Source organism: Hydrogenophilus islandicus (assembly GCF_054657095.1).
In genome coordinates this window covers 1-20,634 of the sequence record NZ_BAAHXE010000018.1, presented here as the reverse complement: position 1 = coordinate 20,634, position 20,634 = coordinate 1, and the positions used below count along the sequence as shown (strand labels likewise).

Here is a 20,634-nt window from a genome sequence, read left to right as displayed (position 1 = left end):
GAGCGGCTACCCGAGGGAGATGAACCCGTCGCCGAAGCGGCTGCGGACGATTTCGGGGGGTTTGGGGCAGTGCGCCGAGGTGGTGAGCACCTCGACCCCCGTTTCGGTCACCAGCACCGTGTGTTCCCACTGCGCCGAGAGGCTGCGGTCTTTGGTGACCACCGTCCAGCCGTCGGCAAGGACAGAGGTGGGCGCTTTGCCGGCGTTGATCATCGGTTCGATCGTAAAGGTCATCCCGGGCTGGAGCTCAATGCCCGTTCCCGGTTTGCCGTAGTGGAGCACCTGCGGCTCCTCGTGGAAACGCCGCCCTATTCCGTGACCGCAATATTCGCGTACTACCGAAAAACCGTGGTGAATCGCGTGCCGTTCGATCGCGGCGCCAATATCCCCGAGCCGCGCGCCGGGTCGGACGGCGGCGATCCCGAGCCAGAGGCACTCGTAGGTGACCTGGACGAGCCGCCGCGCGAGGATCGACCCCTTGTCGCCGACAATGAACATGCGGCTCGTGTCGCCGTACCACCCATCCTTTTCGACGGTGATGTCGAGATTGATGATGTCGCCCTCTTTGAGGGGCTTTTCGTTGGGGATGCCGTGGCAGACGACGTGATTGACCGAAGTGCAGATTGCGTTGGGGAACGGGTTGGCGCTTCCGGCGGGGTAGTTGAGGGGGGCAGGGTAGGCCTGTTGCACGTCGACGATGTAGCGGTGGCAGAGGCGGTCGAGCTCAGCGGTGGTGACCCCTGGCTGGACGAATGGGGCGATGTAGTCCAGCACCTCTGAGGCGAGGCGACACGCGACGCGCATCGCGGCGATCTCCTCAGGCGTTTTGATGTCGATGGCCATGGCTTCTCTCGTTGGGGGAAAATCGGGTTAGCTCTCGTCGGTGGCACTACTCGCGCTGCTGTTCACCCCTTGTTTCAGCGCTGCTTCGATGAAGGGGTCGAGGTCGCCGTCGAGGACCGCTTGGGTGTTGCCGATCTCAACCCCCGTGCGCAGATCTTTGATGCGCGACTGATCAAGCACATAAGAGCGGATCTGGTGACCCCAGCCGATGTCGCTCTTCGTCTCTTCGAGCGCCTCCTGCTGCTCGCGCCGTTTGCGCAGCTCCAGTTCGTAGAGGCGGGACTTCAACATCGCCATCGCGGCCGCTTTGTTCTTGTGTTGCGAGCGGTCGTTCTGACACTGCACGACGATGCCGGTGGGGAGGTGGGTGATGCGCACCGCTGAGTCGGTTCGGTTGACGTGCTGCCCGCCAGCGCCCGATGCGCGGTAGGTGTCGATGCGGAGATCCGCGGGGTTGATCTCGATCTCGATCTTGTCGTCGACTTCGGGATAGACGAAGACCGAAGCGAAACTGGTGTGGCGGCGGGCGTTGGCGTCAAAGGGGCTCTTGCGCACAAGGCGATGGATCCCCGTCTCGGTACGCAGGTGCCCGTAGGCGTGGTCGCCCGTGACCTTGACCGTCGCGCTCTTGATGCCGGCGACCTCTCCCTCGGACTCCTCGAGAATCTCGGTCTCGAACCCCTTCTGCTCACAGTAGCGCAGGTACATCCGAAGGAGCATCGCCGCCCAGTCTTGCGCCTCGGTGCCGCCAGCCCCCGCCTGAATCTCGATGAAGCAGTTGTTCGGATCCATCGGGTCGCTGAACATGCGCCGAAGTTCCAGTTTGGCGAGGGTCGCGTCGAGCCGTTGGGCGTCGTCGCGAAGCGCAAGGAGCGTCGCCTCGTCGTTCTCGTCGCGCGCGAGCTGGAGCAGCTCGAGGAGGCTCTGTGCTTCCTCGCGCGTCGCTTCGAGCGGCTCGATCACCGCTTCCAGTTCCCGTTTCTTCTTGCCGAGCGCTTGCGCCTTTTCGGGGTCGTTCCAGACGGCCGGATCCTGGAGCGCGAGGTGGGTCTCTTCGAGCTGCCGTTTCAGGTCAGGGTAGTCAAAGATACCTCCGCAATTCGTCGTTGCGCTCCAGGATCGAGCGCAGCTGCCCTTCGATCGCGTTGATCGTTTGCGGGTCCATCATCGGTGTTTATCCTTTAGGGTGTTGCTTTTGAGGGTGGAATTATCCCAGATTTTCGCAACGCTCGATGAGCGCCTCGATCTGCAGCCGCAGCCGTGCCGCGCTGTTCCAGCGGTCGATCGCGAGGCGGTAGGCGGCGGTGAAGGTCTCGGGGAGGGGCTCGGCGTGGCGAAAGAGGATCCCGGAACAAGGTGGAGCTGGACGGGGAAGATCGCGTTGCAGCCGCAGCTGCAGATGGGCGTTGCCGACGAGCCGCTGCTCGATGAGGCGAAAATCGTCGACAAAGAGTGGCGGAGGAAAGCCCGCGCCCCAGACGCCAGTAGCGAGCTGCTCGGCAGTGGCGAGCGACATCGCGGCGACGGGGAGCGAGCCGTCGGCGACGAGGGTGTCGCTGTCGATGCCGTCGGGTGCGAGCGTCGCGGCAGCCTCTTCGAAGAGCGCAGCGAACTGGGAGAGGTCTTGGGCGCGCAGTGTCGCTCCTGCAGCCATCGCGTGCCCCCCGAAGGCGACAAGTAGCCCCGGCGCGCGTTTGCTCACGAGGTCGAGCGCGTCGCGAAGGTTGAGCCCCGGGACGCTTCGGCCCGAGCCCTTCACCAACGCGCCGTCGTGGGGGGCGAACGCAAAGACCGGTTTGCGGTACTGCTCTTTGAGCCGCCCGGCGACGATGCCGATTACCCCTTGGTGCCACTCGGGGTGAAAGAGGGTGAGCGTCTGTTTACCAGAGCACGTCTCCCCTTCGAGGAGCGCGAGCGCCTCCTCCTTCATCTTCGCTTCGATGTCGCGGCGGTTGCGGTTGATCGCGTCGAGCGTCGTCGCAAGCGCAAGCGCCCGTTGCGGGTCGTCGCACAGCAGCGTCTCAACCCCCACCGTCATCTCCTCCAAGCGTCCAGCGGCGTTGATGCGGGGCCCAAGGAAAAAGCCGAGGTCGTCGGTGGTGGCCGTCCGGGGGTCGCGCCGTGCCGCGTGAAAGAGCGCCGCGATCCCCGGGGTCATCTGGCCTTTGCGGATCCGGGCAAGCCCTTGCGCAACGAGGATCCGGTTGGTGTGGTCGAGCGGGACGACGTCGGCAACAGTACCCAGCGCAACAAGGTCGAGCCACTGCGCGAGATTGGGTTCCGTTCTCGTGCCCTGGAACCAGCCGCGGGCACGCAGTTCGGCGCGAAGCGCGAGCATGACGAAGAGGATCACCCCGACGCCGGCGATCGCTTTGCTCGGGAAGGGGCAACCCGGCTGGTTTGGATTGACGATCGCCGCAGCGTCGGGGAGTGTCGCCCCGGGCAAGTGGTGGTCGGTGATGATCGTGGCGATCCCCCGCCGTGCGGCGGCGGCGACCCCTTCGTGGCTCGCGATGCCGTTGTCGACGGTAATCAGCAGCTTGGGAGAAAAGCGCTCGGCCGCCCGTTCGACGATCACCGGGGTGAGGCCGTAGCCGTCGGTAAAGCGGTTGGGGACGAGGTAGTCAACGCGCGCCCCCATCGCGCGCAGCGCCCGGATCGCCAACGCGGTTGCGGTGGCGCCGTCACAGTCGTAGTCGCCAACGACAACCATCTGCGCCCCTGACTCGATCGCGTCGGCAAGGAGCGTCGCCGCTTGCTCAGCTCCTTTGAGCGCAGCGGGTGGGGGGAGGTGCACGAGTTCGGTGCTGAGTTCGGCGGGGTCGCTCACCCCCCGCGCGGCATAGAGGCGTGCAGTCAAGGGGTCGGCGCCCGCCTGCTCAAGGCGGTAGATTGCGCGGGGAGAAGCTTGGCGAAGGCGAACTTGGGCGCGGATCATCGGGTCACACCTCCAGCGCGTCGAGCGGCCGTGCTTTGGCCCACCGGCGCCACCAGCGGGGCGTCGCGGCGACGCTCGCGCGCGCGGCAGCGAGGGTTATCTGGCGCACGGGAGTGGCGAGGCGAGCGAACCAATGGCGTTCGAGGCGAGCGAGCGCCTCTTGCCACTGAGCGAGGTCGAGACGGCGCGCCGGTTCGGCAAGCGCGTCGAGGATAAGGAGCGTCGGGGGCGTTGGGTGATCGTCCGGCCATGCTTCGGTGGCACTCCAGGGGATCTCTAGGCTCATCAGCCAGCCGCGCAGCATCGGGTCGCTGGGGTCACTGATCAGCACCGTGGGTCTCTCGCTCGGCCTCTTTTCGCCGGGCGCAGGGGTGGGCGGCGCCGGGAGGGGCGATTCGCCCCACAGCCAGAGAGCGTTGACGGTGGGAAGCCCCCGCGCCTCCCGCGCGCGGTTCACCGGGTGGTGGGTGAGCGCCACCTGCCACTCGTTCATGCGCCGCAACCACGCGCGCGCCTCACCGCCGTACGGCGTGACTTCAGCAAAAGGGCGACTCGACGCTTCCGCCAAGGGGACGAAGTGGGTGTCGCGCAGCGCCGCTTCCGGAATGCCGGTGAGATACCAGCGGGTAGGGGTGACCACTGAGAGTGCCGCCGAGGGCCACTCCTCGCGTACGATCTCGGTCACCGCGCGCGCAAGCGCCTCGGCCTCAGCAAGCGTCGGTGCGGTTTCGCCCAGTTCGGTGACGACGAGGCGGTCGCGCGCGAGCATCAGATGGACCGGATCGGCGCAAAGGAGCGGCAAAGAGGGGGCAGCTGTTTGAGGCGAAGAGGCTTGCGGACCCATTTCGCCCCGCCAGCGCAGCTGCGCGACCGGTAGCAAGGGTGCGCCGAGGCGGGCGACGAGGATTTCCTGGTACGATTGGGCAATCGGCTGCAGGGTGCTTCTCCCCAGCCAGCGGGCGAGGGTCGGGTGGTGGTCGAGCGGGGCAAAAGTGTGGGCGTTGGGGTTGGGCCAGAGTGCACCAGGTAGAATCAGCTCCATAACCGTTATCTTACCGGAAAGGGGAGTGCGTTGCCGTTTGAGTGGTGGATTGGCTGGCGCTACGTTCGTAGCCAGCGTCACGGAAAAGGGGGATTTGTCTCGTTCATCGCCGCGACTTCGATGCTCGGGATGATGCTCGGAGTGGCGGTGTTGATCGTGGTGCTTTCGGTGATGAACGGTTTTCAAGAGGAGTTGCGCGCCCGGATTCTCGGGGTGGCGTCGCACGTCGAAGTGACGGGGATCGCCGGGCGGCTCGCCGATTGGCCGCAATTGAGCCGGCGGCTTGAAGAGGATCGAGCGGTGGTCGCGACCGCACCCTTCGTGACGGGGCAGGGGCTCGTCAGCCACGCGGGGGCGGCGCAAGGGGTGATGGTGCGGGGCATTATCCCTCAACGGGAGGCCGAGGTGGGGGCGTGGCGCGACTTCATCCGCGCCGGGTCGCTCGAGGCGCTCACCCCGGGGTCGTTCGCGGTTGCGATCGGGCGGGACCTCGCGCGGCAACTGGGGGTCGATCTGGGGGACTCGGTGTTGCTCCTTGCGCCCGACGCCCTCTTGGGGCCGACCGGGGTGCAGCCGCGCATCCGCGCGTTTCGCGTCGCGGCGCTTTTTGACTCCGGGATGTACGAGTTCGATTCCAGCTTGGTGCTGATGGCGCTTGCCGACGCGCAGGCCTTTTTTCGCATGGGGGATGCGGTGAGCGGCGTCCGGGTGCGGTTGGCCGATCCGCTCGTCGCGCCGAGGAAGGTGCGGGAGTGGGCCCCCCGGTTGCCGGCTGGGTTGTGGCTTGCCGACTGGACGAGCCGCCACGCCAACTTCTTTCGTGCCGTTCAGTTGGAAAAGACGATGATGACGCTCATTCTCTTTCTAATCGTCGCCGTCGCGGCGTTCAACCTCGTTTCGTCGCTGGTGATGGGGGTGCAGGAGAAGCAGGCCGACATCGCAATTCTCCGTACGATCGGCGCGTCGCCGGCGTCGATCATGGCGATCTTCGTCGTCGAGGGGGCGGCAATCGGCGTGATCGGCCTTGCAGCAGGGACGCTGTTGGGGCTGTGGCTTGCGCACCATGTTTCTGAGGTGGTCGCCTTTCTGGAGAAAGTGACCGGCGCGACGCTGTGGAACAAGGAGGTCTATCTGATCAGCGACCTGCCGTCGAAGGTGCTCGCAAGCGACGTGGTCTTGGTCGTTGCGGTGTCGTTGGTGTTGACGTTGGTTGCGACTCTCTACCCGAGTTGGCGCGCCGCCCATGTGCAACCGGCCGAGGCGTTGCGCCATGAGTGAGCCGGTGGTGGTGGCCCAAGGGCTGGTGAAGCGTTACCAGGATGCCGGGACGGTGGTAACGGTGCTCGCTGGGGTGGACCTCGTGGTGCGGCGGGGCGAGTCGGTGGCGGTGGTCGGGGTGTCGGGCTCGGGGAAGAGTACGCTGCTGCATCTCCTTGCAGGGCTTGAGCGGCCGACAAGCGGCGAGGTGGTGTTACTGGGCGAGCGGCTCGCGACGCTCTCAGAGCGGGCAAAAGGGCGGTTGCGCAACCAGGCGCTCGGGTTTGTCTATCAGTTTCACCATCTCTTGCCAGAGTTTTCGGCGCTCGAGAATGTGATGATGCCGCTCCTCATTCGGCGGGAGCGGCGCACGGTTGCGGCAGAGGCGGCCGCAAAGATCCTCGCTGCGGTGGGGCTCTCTGAACGGCTCCACCACCGCCCAGCGGAGCTCTCCGGAGGAGAACGGCAGCGGGTGGCGATCGCCCGCGCGCTCGTGACGCAACCGGCGTGCGTCTTGGCCGATGAGCCGACGGGGAACCTCGACCGGGCGAACGCCGAGCAGGTCTTTGCGCTGCTCCAGGCGCAAGCCCACGAGCGGGGCGCGGCGCTCATTGTGGTGACCCACGATGAGCTGCTTGCCGCCAGGCTCGACCGCCGCTGCCACTTGGTCGCGGGGCGGCTCGTGGAGGTGGCCGGTTCGGAGGTTTCAGGGACGGCGCACTTCGACCTCAGCCGAGGAGAAAATCGCTGACCACGGCGATCTCCTCGCGCCGCATCAGCGATGGCGCGTGGCCCACCCCAGGGAATTCGATGAGCGCTGCTTTCGGTCCCCGCTCGGCCATCGCGCGGGCGACCTCCGGTGAGAGGAGGTCTGACTCCATCCCGCGGAGGAGGAGCGTCGGGCACGGAATCGCGTCGTAGAGGTCCCACAAGAGGAGATCTTGCGCGGGAAACAGCGTGCGAAACGGCTCGGCAATGCCGGGGTCGTAATGGAGCACCCAGCTCCGGTCGCGCTCTTGACGGACGCTATGCCGGGCGAGATGGCGCCAGGCGGCGGCGGAGAGGGGGCCGAAGGGGGCGCAGATCGTGCGGATGTAGCCTTCGGCTTCGCGAAAGGTCGCAAAGCGTGGGGTGGCGCCGACATACTCCCCGATCCGCTGCAGTGCCGAGCGGCTCAGAAGCGCCCCAACGTCGTTGAGGACGAGCTTTTCGATCGGAATCGCCCGTTGCGCGGCAATCGTCATGCCGATCAACCCCCCCATCGAGGTGCCGACCCAGAAGAGACGCTGCGGGGCAATTTTCGCGATCAGCGTCGTCATGTCGCTCACGTAGCGCGGGAGCCCATATTCGCTTTTCACTGGGAGCCAGTCGGAGAGACCTCGTCCGGCCACGTCGGGGCAAATGACCCGGAAACGGCTGCTCAAGTGGGCCGCGAGCGCGTCGAAATCGCGCCCGGTGCGCGTGAGCCCGTGGACGCAGAGGACCACCTCGGGGTTTTCCGGATCGCCCCACTCGGTGTAAGCCATGCGGTGGGTGCCGGCGCTATTGAGGCATAGGACCGAGTCGATGCGCGGCGTGACGGGGAGAGGTTCGTCACCCTGAGCGTCCGGAGCGATCGGTTTGGAGGGGCTCGCGGCGGAGGTTTTTTCAAAGCGGGGGGAGAAGAGGGCGGTGAGCGATTGCCAGAGTGCCATCGTGGGTTACCTGTGGAATAGATAAGCGCTTTTTACCACGAAAGGGGCGAAAAGAGGGCCACCGCGATCACGGGCGACAAGCGGCAAAGGGCGGCAAGGGGCGGTGCCAGTAGCGCGGGGCGCTCTCCCGAGCGGTGGTGACCACTGGCGAGGGCGAATCGGCGGGTAACACCGCCCGGATCGCACCGTCGCGGTCGGTCCGCAGAAGCTGCGCGCCACTGCGTTCCCACCGGTCGACGACCGCACAACGGGGGTGGCCAAAGCGGTTGAATGCCCCGACGCTCACAACCACCTTTTGGGGGCGGAGCGCTTGCACCCATTCGCTGCTCGACGAGGTACTGCTCCCGTGGTGGCCGGCAACGACGAGGTCGGCGGAGAGCTTCGGCTCGAGGGTGAGGAGCTGCCGCTCCTCGCGAACGCCGAGGTCGCCGCTCACCAAAAAGCGGCTGCCGCCGCGGCTTTCGATAAGGAGCGTACAGGAGTGGGCGTTGTCGTCGCGCAGTCGGGCGTCGGGCGGTGGCCAGAGGAGGGTGAAGCGCACACCGTCCCACTCCCAGGTGGTGCCGCGCGCGCACGTTGAGACGGGGAGGCGGCTCAGGGGCGCGGTGAGTGGTTTTGGCGGTTCTGTATCCCGTGCAGCTCCGACCCAAACGGCACCGATCGGCAGAGCTTCGGCGAGCGTCGCAAAGCCTCCGGTGTGGTCGCTGTCGAAATGGGAGAGGACCACCCCGTCGAGCCGCTTCACCCCGGTGTAGCGCAAATAGGGGAGAACGACCGTTTTGCCGCTGTCGGACCGCCCCCAAGCCGGTCCCGCGTCGTAGAGGAGGGTGTGGCGCGAGGTGGTCACCAAGATCGCCTGCCCCTGGCCGACGTCGAGGAGCGTCACCCACGCCGCTCCTTCATGGGGCCGATCGGGGGTCGCAGCAAAAAGAAGGAGGAGTGCAGGCAACGCGAGCAGCCGCACCGCCAACCCCTTGGGCAGCAGCAGCGCGGCAAGGAGCGCGACGAGTGCAACCAGCCAGACCCAGAGGGGGAGTTGCGGCGCGCTCGCTGTGGCAAGCGGGAGCTGCTCCGCCCAGGCGAGCACGGCAAGCGTCCGGTCGATCAGCGCATCGAAGAGCTGGCCAAGGGGCGCGAGCGGCGCAACGAGGAGAAGCAGCGCAAGGGGTGTCGCGAGATAGGCGACAAGCGGGATCGCGACGAAGTTCGCGATTGCGCCGAAGAGCGCTGCTTGGCCAAAAAAGAGGAGGGTAATCGGCACGAGCGCGAGCGTCATCGTCCCTTGCACAGTGAAAAAGGGGTGAAGCGCATCGCGAAGCCGCTTCAGGATCGCGCGCAGCGACCCTTGTCGGGTCTCATGGAGATCGCTCTGGATGCGCTCGCCGAGCCCGCCGCCGAGCGCAAGGAGGATCGCGACTGCGGCAAAGGAGAGCCAGAATCCCGCGTCCCCCACTGCCCACGGATCCCAGAGGAGCACCACTGCGAGCGTGAGGAGTAGAAGACTTGGAGTGGGGAGACGCCGCGCAACGAGCGACGAGAGCCCGGCGAGCGTGAGCATCAACGCCGCGCGTACCGCGGGGATTCCGAGACCGGCAAGCGCCGCGTAACTCCACGCGACCGCGATTGCCGCCGCCCAACCGAGCCGCGGCGCGGGGAAGTGGAGCGTCAACTGCGGAAAGCGGCGCGCGAACCGCTGCACCAAGCCGCCGATGAGCCACGCGACGAGCGCGACGTGCATCCCGGAGATCGCGATCAGGTGCGCGGTGCCGGTCCGTTGCACCCGTTGCCACGTTTCGTCGTCGAAGCTCGAGCGGTCCCCGAGCGCGAGCGCCCGCAACCACGCCCCGTGGCGCGGGGCAACGGCGTCGAGCCGTTCGGCGAGGTGGGCGCGCAGGCGGGCGAACGCAAGGAGACGATCGGGGGTAAGACCGAGCGGCTGCGCTTCCACCACGCGGCCCGACGCGGCGATTCCGTTCCGAAAGGCCCACCATTCGCGGTCAAACGTTCCGGGGTTGATGGTGGCACGAACCGGCCGAAGGTGCACCGAGGCGGCGTAGCGCTCACCGGGGAGCCAACGGTTTCCCACCCCTTCGGGAACGGCCAGCCGCACCTTGGCGTTCCAGGGACCATGCTCGAGACGCGCGACGATCGATTCGCTCGCTCCCGCCAAGGGGATGCGGTCGACAACGGTGAGCGTCACCGCGACTGACGGGGTAGTGAAGAGCGTCCAGGGAAGGGGTTGGCGAAGATCATCGCGGCTGCGCTCCGCGGCGCTTCCCCAAGAGAGAAGCGTCGCGCCAAGGAAGAGGAGGATCTGCCGCCCGCTGCTCCTACCCCACCCCAGCCAGAAAAGGAGCAGTCCCGCCCCGCACGCCACCCAGGTGACGCTTGCTTGCGGCAGCGCCGGGGTGTGGTGCCAGAGCACCGCCCCAAGGAGAATCCCCAGAGCGGTGGGCACAACTGGCATCATTTTCTTCTCGTGGAGAAGATGAAGCCCCGGTCAGTGGAGGTAGCGGGGTGGTGGGGTGGTGTGGTCGAACGGCTCGTCGCTCGAGCGGTTTTCCCCCGGTATTTCGGCGTGAACGAGCTCCCCTTGCGCGTTGGGGAAGAGCGGCGCACCGCAATCTTCGCAGAATTCCATCGGGAGGGTGCGACGCAAAACGAGCGTATCGGTGACGCCGCAGTCACGCAGGGTCGCGACAATCTGCTCCACCGTCTCCTCTTCGTTCTCGTCGGTGCCAATCAGCGGCCACGGTACGCCGTGGACCACCTCCCCGCTCGGTTTGAGGCAGAGGCTGATGCGGAACTCAAACTCGCCATCTCCTTCGCATGGGGCGATCACCGCGCGCAAGCGGCTACTGGCGATGTCGTATTCGGTGGCGAGAAAGGCGACCGCGGCATAGATCGCAAAGAGGCGCGACTGGCGGTTCGCTTCGCGGCTTGCCGTGAAGAAGGCGTCTGGGGGTTGTAACTCGATGCCGCAGCCGACAAGCAGCCGCTCGAAGACCGGAACCGCCCGTTTGCGCCAGGCGTCGAACGACTGGCCCCGCTCCCCTTCCGGCAGGTGCCAGCGAAAGATCGCCTCCCCTTTGGGGATCGCTGCTGCAATCAGGAGATAACGGATGTCGGAGAGGAAGACCATCGTCTCGTTGAGGCGGCTCGCGTCGATCGCGTAGTCCTCGTTTTTGCGCGCCGCCTCCTGCATCCCTTGGAGGAATCGATGGGTGAGGAGGTAGCTCTCGGGAAGCTGATCGGGGCTGAAGAGGTGGTTGGCGATCGCAAAGCGCACGCCCGGCGCAAAGACGTTGGTCGCAAGCGCGGTGCGCAGGTGCTCCAGGGCCGCAGGGGGAACCGTTTTCGCTGGCACCGAAAAGCGGGACCAGGCGAGCACCGGCGCGGCGACGAGGAGCAGCGTTTCGTGTTCGCTACGGAACACCTCGCTTTCGCTCTCCACCGCGTCGAGGAGTTCGCCGTAGGCCGGTTCGTCGCTCCGGTAGAGGTGTTCGAGCGCTTGCTTGAGCACCTCGTCGTTGCCCTCGGCAAGGAGCTGCCGCACCGCCGCCTCGAGGTGGGTCTCCCACCAGCGGTCTTCGACGCGGCTTCCCGAACGGGAGAGTCCGTGCGCGAGCCAGCAGAGGTGTTCAGCGCTCGGGGCCATTGCGCTTGGGTGGTTACGCCGTTTTTTCGGTTGCGACGGTTTCTTGCTCATCGGTTTTTTCTCCTTACAGATCCGCGTAGCGGCGAAGTTTCTCCAGGTGGAGCATCACCACAGCGGCGATCTCTTCGATCGACTTGGTCGTGGTGTCGAGCCACGGAATCCCTTCGCGCCGCATCAGTTCCAAAGCGCGCTCCACCTCTCTGCGACAGTTTTCCAAAGAGGCGTAGTCGCTGTTGGGGCGACGTTCCGCGCGAATCTGCGCGAGCCGCTCGGGGGCGATCGTCAGCCCAAAGAGCTTTTTGCGGTGGGGGCGAAGTGCCTCGGGGAGGCGCATCCGTTCCAGATCCTCGGGAATCAGCGGGTAGTTGGCCGCTTTGATCGCATAGGTCATCGCGAGGTAGAGGCTGGTTGGGGTCTTCCCTGAGCGGGAGACGCCGACCAGAATGATGTCGGCGTCGATCAGGGTGTGATCTTGCGTGATGCCGTCGTCGTGCGCGAGCGCGAAGTTGATCGCCTCAATCCGGCGGTGGTAGCCGTGGTTGTCGCGTATGCCGTGGAAACGCCCCACCGTGTGGGTGCTCTCTTGGCCGAACTCGCGTTCGAGCGGCTCGATGAAGGCGCCAAAGAGGTCGAGCACCCGCGCGGAACTGGTGCGGATCACCGCCAGCACCTCCGGTTTGACGAGCGTGGAGAAGACGACCGGTCGGTAACCACTCTCCTGGGCGATGCGGTCGATTTTGCCGACGAGTTCGCTCGCTTTCTGCTCCGAGTCGATAAAGGGGGCCCGGACCACCTCGTAGTCGAGATCGGGAAATTGCGCAAGGAGGCTCTCGCCCAGCATCTCCGCTGTGACACCCGTGCCGTCGGAGACGTAGAAGACGTGGCGTTTGCGCAGAATCGGCATGAAGTTTTCCTGAGCGGCAGTAAAGGGGGGTAAAAACGCGGCCAAAGCCATTAGAATAACGGTGTGTTATTTTATCCGATCCTCCAGGGAGTATTGGCATGACCCGTTACGTGATCCCATTGCGCGAGTTGCGCATGTCCGATGTGGCCCAAGTCGGTGGCAAGAACGCGTCGCTGGGTGAAATGATCAGCCAGTTGCCTGACAGTGTCCGCGTGCCGGATGGTTTCGCCACGACCGCCGAAGCCTTCTGGCGATTCCTCGACGACAACGGGTTGCGCCAGAAAATCTACGATCTGCTCGAAGGGCTCAACGTCGACGACGTCGTTCAGCTCGCCCAAACCGGCGCAGCGATCCGGCAGATGATGATGGAGGCGCCATTCCCCGCTGAGCTGGAAGCGCAGATTCGCGCCGCTTACGCCGAGATCACCCGTGACGGGGAGGGGAGCTTCGCCGTTCGCTCGTCGGCAACCGCCGAAGATCTCCCCGACGCCTCGTTTGCCGGTCAGCAGGAGACGCTGCTCAACGTCAGCGGCATCGAGAACATCCTTCACGCGATCAAAGAGGTCTTCGCGTCCCTCTACAACGATCGCGCGATCGCCTACCGGGTGCACAAGGGATTTCGCCACGCCGAAGTGGCCCTCTCTGCCGGGGTGCAGCGGATGGTGCGCTCCGACGTCGGCGCCTCTGGCGTGATGTTCACACTCGATACCGAGTCGGGCTTCCGCGACGTCGTCTTCATCACCGCCTCCTACGGTCTGGGCGAGATGGTGGTGCAAGGGGCGGTGAACCCCGACGAGTTCTACGTCCATAAGCCGACGCTCGCTCAGGGGAAACCGGCGATCATCCGCCGCTCACTCGGCTCCAAAATGGTCAAAATGGTCTTTACCGCTCCGGGTGAGCCGGGGCGGGTGAAGGAGGTCGAGACGACGCCAGAGGAGCGCAACCGCTTTTCGCTCCGCGACGAAGAGATTCTGGAACTTGCCCGCTACGCGCTCATCATCGAGCAACACTACGGTCGGCCGATGGATATCGAGTGGGGCAAAGACGGGATCGACGGCAAGATCTACATCCTTCAGGCGCGGCCCGAAACGGTGAAATCGCAAGAGAGCGGCCGCGTGCTCGAAAAGTATCGCCTGAAGCAACATGGCAAACCCGTTGTCCAGGGGCGGGCGATTGGCCAAAAAGTTGCGGTGGGCAAAGTGCGCGTCGTCCATTCGATCCACGAAATCGATAAAGTCCAGCCAGGCGACGTGCTCGTCACCGACATGACCGACCCCAACTGGGAGCCGGTGATGAAGCGCGCCGCGGCGATCATCACCAACCGGGGGGGGCGCACCTGCCACGCGGCGATCATCGCGCGCGAACTGGGTGTTCCGGCGATCGTCGGTTGTGGCGACGCCACCGAGGTGTTGAAGGACGGTGAAACGGTCACCGTCTCGTGTGCGGAGGGGGATACCGGTTACGTCTACCGCGGCGAACTCGCCTTCGAGGTGCAGCGGACCGACCTCGGGGAGCTTCCGGATCTGCCGGTGAAAATCATGATGAACGTCGGTAACCCGGAACTCGCGTTCGAATTCGGCCAGATTCCGAACGCCGGCGTGGGTTTGGCGCGGATCGAGTTTGTGATCAACAACGTGATCGGGATCCACCCGCGGGCGATTCTCGAAATCGACCGCGTTCCTGCGTCGATCCGCGAGGAGATCGAACGGCGCGCCCGCGGCTACGAGAGCCCGCGCGCCTTCTTCGTCGAGAAGCTCACCGAAGGGGTGGCGACGATTGCCGCAGCGTTCTATCCTAATCCGGTGATCGTACGCCTTTCGGACTTCAAATCGAACGAGTACCGCAAGCTCCTCGCTGGTGAAATCTACGAACCGGAAGAGGAGAACCCGATGCTCGGCTTCCGGGGTGCGGCGCGCTACATCGCCCCGAGTTTCCGCGACTGCTTCGAGATGGAGTGCGAGGCGCTCAAGAAGGTGCGGGACGTCTTGGGGCTTACCAACGTCAAGATCATGGTCCCCTTTGTCCGTACCGTGAAAGAGGGCGAACGGGTTCTGAAGCTGCTTGCCGCCAATGGCCTGGTTCGTGGCGAGAATGGCCTTGAGGTGATCATGATGTGCGAGGTGCCGAGTAACGCGCTCCTCGCCGAGGAGTTCCTCAACCACTTCGATGGCTTCTCGATCGGTTCGAACGACCTCACGCAGCTTACCCTGGGGCTCGACCGCGACTCCGGGTTGGTGGCCGAATCGTTCGACGAGCGCGATCCGGCGGTGCGGATCCTCTTAGGGATGGCGATCGACGCTTGCAACAAGCTCGGGAAGTATGTCGGCATCTGTGGCCAAGGGCCGTCGGACCATCCCGACTTTGCCGAATGGCTGATGGATCGCGGCATTCAGACGATCTCGCTCAACCCCGACACCGTCGTCGACACCTGGCTGCGGCTTGCTGCACACCGTAAAGGGTAGGCGGTAGGGGTGCCCCGCGAAGGAGGGGCCGCTTACGGCTCCTCCCGCGTGCTTACCCCCAGGCGGCGCAGTTTCTCCCAGAGCGTCTTGCGGGTGATGCCAAGCGCTTCGGCGGCGCGGGTCATGTGGCTGTCGTAGCGCTTGAGCGTCACGAGCAGATAGTCCCGTTCGCACGCCATCAGATATTCGGCGAGCGACGTCGCGGGGAGGTTTTCACCGTGGGCAGTTGCCGCAAGGTTAGCATCTGCGTCATCGAAGAAAGCTTCGGGGCTGAGTAACGGACCGGGGGAGAGGATACAGGCGCGTTCCACTGCATGTTTGAGCTCCCGGACATTGCCGGGCCACGGGTAGCTCAGGAGCAGCTCTTCGGTGCGGGGATCGATTCGGCGCTTCTCTTCGGGGTGGTCGCGGTTGAACGCTTCGATAAAGCGGTGCAAAAGCCACCGGATATCTTCCGGCCGTTCGCGCAGGGGCGGAATGCGCAGATGGATCACGTGGATGCGGTAGTAGAGATCCTCGCGAAACTCCCCCCTTTCGACCATCGCCTTCAAATCGCGGTGGGTGGCGCAAACGAGGCGAAAATCGCTCGTCTGAGGTTTCTCACCCCCGAGCCGGGTAAATTGTCGATCTTGCAGCACCCGAAGGAGCTTCGCCTGCATCGCGAGCGGCATCTCGCCGATCTCGTCGAGAAAGAGCGTACCCTGATGGGCCAGTTCGATCAATCCTCGCTTCGCCTTGACTGCGCCGGTAAAAGCCCCCTTCTCATAACCGAAAAGCTCGGCTTCCATCAGTGACTCGGGAATCGACGCACAATTGACCGCGACAAATTCCCCTTTCTCGCCCACGGCAAAGCGGTGAAAGAGGCGGGCGACATGCTCTTTGCCCGAACCCGACTCACCGGTAATGAGGAGCGTCTGCACGTGGCGCGCAAGGCGCGGGAGCTGCTCAGCAACGCGGCGCATCGCAGGTGAGACACCGAGCGCATCCTCTTCTGCCTCGCACCCGAAACCGTACCGCTCGGCAAGACCCCGTACTTTCGCGATCAACAGGTCGACGTCAAAGGGTTTCGTGATGTAGTCGGCGGCCCCTGCTTTGAGGAGCTCGACCGCCTGATCGATCGTCCCGTAGGCGGTCATGAAGAGAAAAGGGGGGAGGTGATGCTCCTCTTCGACCAGATCGCGGAAAAGATCTCCGCCGCTCTGGTCAGGCAGACGAATGTCGCTCACTACTACCGCGTAGCGTTGCCGTTCCAGGGCAGCGCGCGCCTCCGCCGCGGTGCGCCACCAGTCGACGGCAAAACCTTCGAACAGAAAAAGCTGCACGAGCGATTCGCCCATAATCGCGTCGTCTTCGATGAGACAGATGCGGAAATGCGCTTCAGATCGGTTCGACATAGGGGATCTCGACGGTAAAGATGGTGCAACCCGGTTCGCTCTCGACGGTCAGACCGCCGTTCAGTTGCTGAACGATCTGATAGACAATCCACAGACCCAGGCCGTGGCCCTGCGGGCGGCCGGTTGCGAAGGGTTCGAAGAGGTAGGCCATTCGCTCCTCCGGGATGTGGGCACCGTCGTTACAGACCGCCAAGTGAAGGCGCCCGTCGCGCGCAGCGACGGTGAGTTGGACTTTGCCCCCCTCGTCTGCGGCGGCCACGGCGTTGAGGAGGAGATTGAGCAGAATCTGCCGGATCAGGGTGGCCGGAAGCGGGATGGGCGTTGCCAGAGCGCCCTCCCGCAGCACCGCTACCGAGCGCAGATGCGCTTCTGATTCGACAAGGATCAGAAGATCGTCGATATCGGCGGGTTCAAAGGGGCGGTCCTCGGTCTTTGTTTCGACCAAGAGCGCCGAGACGGTCTGGCGGATCTGCATCAACCCCCGCTCAAGCAGCGAAAGGGTCTGATGGGCAACCGGATCGGCGCTCCCGTGGCGCTGGTAGGTTTTGACCGCGGTGAGCATCCCACCGAGCGGGTTGTTGATCTCGTGCGCGATCGCCGCAGCGAGGCGCCCCACGGCCGCCAGGCGCTCCGAGACGATCATCTGCTTTTCGAGTTCCTCTTTGACTTTGAGCTCTTCGACCATGCGGCGAAATGCTTCGGCAAGCTGGCCGATCTCGTCGCGGCTCTTGGGGAGTGTCGCCAATTGCGCCGATTCGAGCTGCGCCGGGATCAAGCGCATCGCATCGGCCAACGCCAAAAGGGGTTCCCCCGTGCGCCGCGCCCAGACCCAGGAGATCGGCATGATGATCGCAAGCACCACAAAGGTCACCAGAACCGCCCGCCCGACGAGGCCGAGAAAGCGGGGCAGAAATGAGACTTTCGAATAGCCCAGAATCACGTAACCCAGGGGAATGCCGTCGGCCACAAGGGGAGACATGATGAAGTAGTTGGTCGAGTCGGCCGGTTCCACCACCTGCTGCTCATTGGCTTTGCCCTCAACGAAAGCTGCGCGCAGACGCGCCAACGCCCCCCCTTGGCTCGCTGGGCTGCTGCCAATCGGAAAATCGCGCGGGCGGGTCGAGACAAAGACGCGAAACTCGTTGTCGGTAACCAGCAGAACGTCTGCCTGGAGTTCTGGCGCGATCGACGCCGAATCGCGCGCCGACTGTAGAATCTCAAATGCCCGCCAGATGTCGTCGTGGAGCACCGGCGTGACCAGCGTGTTGGCCAAGACGCGCGCAAGGCTCTTGGCGTGGGCGTCGAGGTTGCGCCGCATCTCGTCATATTCGCGCGCCACGAGCGCTGCGGTCACCGCGAGCGCGGTGCCCACCACCGCCGCCATCACCCGCAAGGGGATCTTCCAGCGCAAGGAGAGATCGGCGAACACCGCTACAACCGTCCGGTCTGTTCGGCCATCTCCGCGATGGCGTCGTAGAGGGACGGCTCGCCGGCGGCAAAGCCGTCGAGCCGCATGAGGCGAAGGAGCGACGCCCCTTCCGGGTCAGTGGCCATCGTGAAGAGTAGCGACTGAAACTGCTCCAGCTCCGCTTGACCGAGATCCCGCCGTGCGACAAAGGGGGGGTGCCCGAGGTCGGGCGATCGGGCGAAGATGCGGGTCGCTGCGGTAATTTGGGGATGGAATTCGGCGAGTGTCTCCCAAACGTACCCATCGACCGCCCCGCCATCGGCAAGACCCACCCCCACCGCTTCGATCACCTTGCGGTGAGCCCAGGTGTAGAAGGTCCGAGAAAAGAAGGTGACGGGGTTTTCGCCGTGGAGGGTGAGGAGGTATTGCGGGTAGAGGTAGCCGGAATTGGAGTCGGGATCGGAATAGGCAAAGACCTTGCCCCGCAACTCGATGATGGAGGTGGTTTTCCGATCGTCGGCAGGGACAATGAGGTAGGACTGGTAAAGGGGCTGCCCGCGCCACAACGGAACCGCCACCAGACGCAACACGTGGCGATAGCGGACATAGGGGTAACCGCAAATCCAGGCAAAATCGAGTTTCCCCCCTAAAAGAAGATCGACCACTTCGCGGTAGCTTCCCCGTTGGACAAAGTGAACAGGGCGCTCGAGCCGTTCTTCGAACCACCTCCGCCACCGGGTGAGAAAGCTCACCTGGTCGTCGAGAAAAACGGGGGTGATGCCGATGCGCAGTGGTTCGAGATCGGCACGAACCGCAAACGCGGGCGCCGCTGCAAGGGCGACGGCCGTGCGCAGGAAGAGGCGGCGAGAGCGAAGGGGGGAGGGGGGTGTCACAGACCTCCGGCTCAGCGAAAAGGATATTGCGGGGTTCGTTTGTAATGGGTTTCCCCCCTTTTTGTCAAGAGCCCTCTTTCGCCTCTGTTACCAAAAGGTAACATCGTGCAGCGCAGCAAATCGGCTAGGTGTTACCTCCCGGTAACAACACGCCCCCTTGGGACGATCAAGGAGAAGGCCCATCTCCTTTCCCGCAGCCCTCTTCGGTCACTCCGTCGGAACTTGGCACAAACCTTGCTTAGAAAAGAGTGGTGCAGTCGTCCGCACCTCTACACCACCCCCCTTCGAGTGGGGGGCTGTGAGGCTCTGAAACGGGATAGCTCTTTGATGAGCTTTTGACGTGAAAGGAAATGACCCATGACTCAAATTACCCGGAGGACTTTTCTCAAGCTCGGAGGTGCCGCGGCAGCGGGCAGTGTCGCTACCGTCGTGGCGCCCACGGCTGGAGCAGCGGAACGTGCCGAAGTGGGCCGTGTCACCCTCCCTTATCCCCAAAAAGTGGTCGCCAAGGGGAAGGAGCTGCGTGAGAATCAACCCGTCACCTTCAACTATCCCGATGGCGATTCCCCTTGCACGCTGGTTAAAGTGGGACATCCTGTGCCGGGCGGGGTCGGGCCGGATAAAGACATCGTCGCATACAGCACGCTGTGCACCCACATGGGCTGCCCCCTTGCGTATGACACGGCTACCCGCACCTTCCGTTGTGGGTGCCACTACAGTGTGTTCGACGCCGAAATGGGCGGACAGATGGTGTGCGGTCAGGCAACGGAAAATTTGCCGCGCGTTGTGCTCCACTATGACGCCAAGTCGGACACGGTCACTGCTGTAGCGGTCGAAGGTCTCATCTACGGCCGTCAAGCTAACGTCCTGTAAGGAGAGGAACATGAGTCTTCACGCTGATCGAATCGTTTTGCCACCGGTGACTGCCCAGAAAACCAACATGACCTGTCATTTCTGCATCGTGGGTTGCGGCTACCACGTGTACAAATGGCCAGAGAACGAGGAGGGCGGGCGCGCGCCGCATCAAAACGCCCTTGGGCTCGATTTTCGCAAACAGTTGCCCCCCCTTGCAGCAACCCTCACGCCGGCAATGACCAACGTCATCACCGATCGTGACGGGAAGCGTTACAACATCATGATCGTGCCGGACCGCGAGTGTGTAGTGAACCAGGGGCTTTCCTCCACGCGTGGTGGCAAGATGGCCTCCTACATGTACCAGCCGGAGGGGCTCACCAAAGAACGGTTGGCTTATCCCAAGTTGCATACGGGTGACCAGTGGTTGGATACCACATGGGAAAAGGCGCTTGCCATCTATGCCGGAGTGCACAAGGCAGTTCTTGACCGGGAAGGGCCGGAGTGGATCGGATTCAACATTTTCGACCATGGGGGCGCTGGAGGCGGCTTCGAGAACACCTGGGGTACCGGCAAGCTGCTGTTCTCGGCGTTCCAGACCCCCTTCGTGCGCATCCACAACCGGCCTGCCTATAACTCGGAGTGCCATGCCACGCGGGATATGGGTATCGGCGAGCTCAATAACTCCTATGAAGACACAGAAATCGCCGACTGCATCGTCTCGATTGGTGCGAACCAGTACGAAACCCAAACCAACTATTTCCTCGCTCACCTGCTGCCCAACATGCAAGGGGCGACGCGCGACAAGAAAAAGTCCTTTTTCGACAAGGATGAGCCGATGCTCGATACCCGCATCGTCTTCATCGATCCGCGTCGCACACCGACCCTCACCATTCTGGAAACGGCGGTCGGCAAAGACCGCATCCTGCACTTGGAGATCGAGCCGGGTACCGACATCGCGCTCTTCAATGGCGTGTTCACCTATGTGGTGGAGCAAGGTTGGATCGACCGCGACTTCATCGCCCAACATACCACCGGTTTTGAGGAAGTGGTGAAAGCCAACCGCATGAGCCTTGAAGAAGCGAGCCGGATCACCGGCGTGCCGGTGGAAAAGATCAAGCAGTATGCTGAATGGGCCTACAAGCCCAAGGCACCGGGCATGTTGAAGCGGACTTGCCACACCTACGAAAAGGGCATCATCTGGGGTAATGACAACTACCTCATCCAGTCGGCGCTGCTCGATCTCGTGATCGCCACCCACAACGTCGGCCGCCGGGGCACTGGCTGCG

The 20,634-nt window shown here is 64.1% G+C and carries 16 protein-coding genes; 5 read left to right on the top strand and 11 right to left on the bottom strand.

Annotation, left to right across the window (positions count from 1 at the left end):
- Positions 1–6 precede the first annotated feature (6 nt).
- The 4 genes from map to ACYQ6T_RS06710 form a co-directional block, all read right to left on the bottom strand.
- Positions 7–843: a type I methionyl aminopeptidase gene (gene map / locus ACYQ6T_RS06725; RefSeq protein ID WP_459829110.1), complete on the bottom strand. Its 837-nt coding sequence runs from the start codon at positions 841–843 to the stop codon at positions 7–9.
- A gap of 27 nt (positions 844–870) precedes the next feature.
- Positions 871–2,008, bottom strand: a protein-coding gene (prfB, locus tag ACYQ6T_RS06720; protein ID WP_459829163.1) for a peptide chain release factor 2 whose coding sequence is annotated in 2 segments (ribosomal slippage) — positions 871–1,926 and positions 1,928–2,008 — 1,137 coding nt in all. Because the reading frame shifts where the segments join, the coding sequence is not laid out codon by codon here.
- Positions 2,009–2,050: 42 nt separating this feature from the next.
- On the bottom strand, positions 2,051–3,781 hold the full coding sequence (gene recJ / locus ACYQ6T_RS06715; protein ID WP_459829107.1) for a single-stranded-DNA-specific exonuclease RecJ: 1,731 nt from the start codon (positions 3,779–3,781) through the stop codon (positions 2,051–2,053).
- A gap of 4 nt (positions 3,782–3,785) precedes the next feature.
- Entirely contained in the window at positions 3,786–4,823 is a 1,038-nt protein-coding gene (locus tag ACYQ6T_RS06710) for a hypothetical protein (protein WP_459829104.1), read from the bottom strand.
- 30 nt (positions 4,824–4,853) lie between these two features.
- Here ACYQ6T_RS06710 and ACYQ6T_RS06705 point away from each other — a divergent pair, with 30 nt between their 5' ends.
- Positions 4,854–6,101, top strand: coding sequence for a lipoprotein-releasing ABC transporter permease subunit (locus tag ACYQ6T_RS06705; RefSeq protein WP_459829101.1), 1,248 nt, complete (start codon positions 4,854–4,856; stop codon positions 6,099–6,101).
- Positions 6,094–6,831, top strand: a complete 738-nt coding sequence (lolD, locus tag ACYQ6T_RS06700) for a lipoprotein-releasing ABC transporter ATP-binding protein LolD (RefSeq protein WP_459829098.1) — start codon at positions 6,094–6,096, stop codon at positions 6,829–6,831. The genes ACYQ6T_RS06705 and lolD overlap by 8 nt, the downstream gene beginning before the upstream one ends.
- Here the strand turns inward: lolD and ACYQ6T_RS06695 are convergent.
- From ACYQ6T_RS06695 to ppsR, 4 genes are all read right to left on the bottom strand, one after another.
- The gene (locus tag ACYQ6T_RS06695; RefSeq protein WP_459829095.1) at positions 6,809–7,774 is read right to left on the bottom strand and encodes an alpha/beta fold hydrolase; all 966 of its coding nucleotides are present in this window, start codon (positions 7,772–7,774) and stop codon (positions 6,809–6,811) included. The genes lolD and ACYQ6T_RS06695 overlap by 23 nt on opposite strands.
- A gap of 67 nt (positions 7,775–7,841) precedes the next feature.
- Positions 7,842–10,244 carry a DNA internalization-related competence protein ComEC/Rec2 gene (locus ACYQ6T_RS06690; RefSeq protein ID WP_459829093.1) on the bottom strand — a complete coding sequence of 801 codons (2,403 nt, stop codon included), beginning with the start codon at positions 10,242–10,244 and terminating at the stop codon, positions 7,842–7,844.
- A 30-nt stretch (positions 10,245–10,274) separates the two neighbouring features.
- Positions 10,275–11,483 carry a DUF2863 family protein gene (locus tag ACYQ6T_RS06685; RefSeq protein ID WP_459829090.1) on the bottom strand — a complete coding sequence of 403 codons (1,209 nt, stop codon included), beginning with the start codon at positions 11,481–11,483 and terminating at the stop codon, positions 10,275–10,277.
- Positions 11,484–11,496: 13 nt separating this feature from the next.
- Positions 11,497–12,336, bottom strand: coding sequence for a posphoenolpyruvate synthetase regulatory kinase/phosphorylase PpsR (gene ppsR / locus ACYQ6T_RS06680; protein WP_459829161.1), 840 nt, complete (start codon positions 12,334–12,336; stop codon positions 11,497–11,499).
- Between the two features lie 98 nt (positions 12,337–12,434).
- On the opposite strand from ppsR, the gene ppsA reads away from it, so the two are divergent.
- Complete coding sequence (ppsA, locus tag ACYQ6T_RS06675; protein WP_459829087.1) at positions 12,435–14,798, top strand: phosphoenolpyruvate synthase; 2,364 nt, start codon at positions 12,435–12,437, stop codon at positions 14,796–14,798.
- Positions 14,799–14,830: 32 nt separating this feature from the next.
- Here the strand turns inward: ppsA and ACYQ6T_RS06670 are convergent, their stop codons facing one another.
- From ACYQ6T_RS06670 to ACYQ6T_RS06660, 3 genes are read right to left on the bottom strand one after another with little or no spacing between them, the layout of a single operon-like run.
- Entirely contained in the window at positions 14,831–16,192 is a 1,362-nt protein-coding gene (locus tag ACYQ6T_RS06670; protein WP_459829084.1) for a sigma-54-dependent transcriptional regulator, read from the bottom strand.
- The gene (locus ACYQ6T_RS06665) at positions 16,176–17,621 is read right to left on the bottom strand and encodes a sensor histidine kinase (protein ID WP_459829081.1); all 1,446 of its coding nucleotides are present in this window, start codon (positions 17,619–17,621) and stop codon (positions 16,176–16,178) included. The genes ACYQ6T_RS06670 and ACYQ6T_RS06665 overlap by 17 nt, the downstream gene beginning before the upstream one ends.
- Before the next feature lie 2 nt (positions 17,622–17,623).
- Positions 17,624–18,493, bottom strand: coding sequence for a substrate-binding domain-containing protein (locus tag ACYQ6T_RS06660; protein ID WP_459829078.1), 870 nt, complete (start codon positions 18,491–18,493; stop codon positions 17,624–17,626).
- 357 nt (positions 18,494–18,850) lie between these two features.
- Here ACYQ6T_RS06660 and ACYQ6T_RS06655 point away from each other — a divergent pair, with 357 nt between their 5' ends.
- Positions 18,851–19,366 (top strand): arsenate reductase (azurin) small subunit, encoded by a 516-nt coding sequence (locus ACYQ6T_RS06655; protein ID WP_459829076.1) that lies wholly within the window; start codon positions 18,851–18,853, stop codon positions 19,364–19,366.
- 10 nt (positions 19,367–19,376) lie between these two features.
- The coding region (locus ACYQ6T_RS06650; protein ID WP_459829073.1) for an arsenate reductase (azurin) large subunit at positions 19,377–20,634 on the top strand (1,258 nt) is incomplete at its 3' end.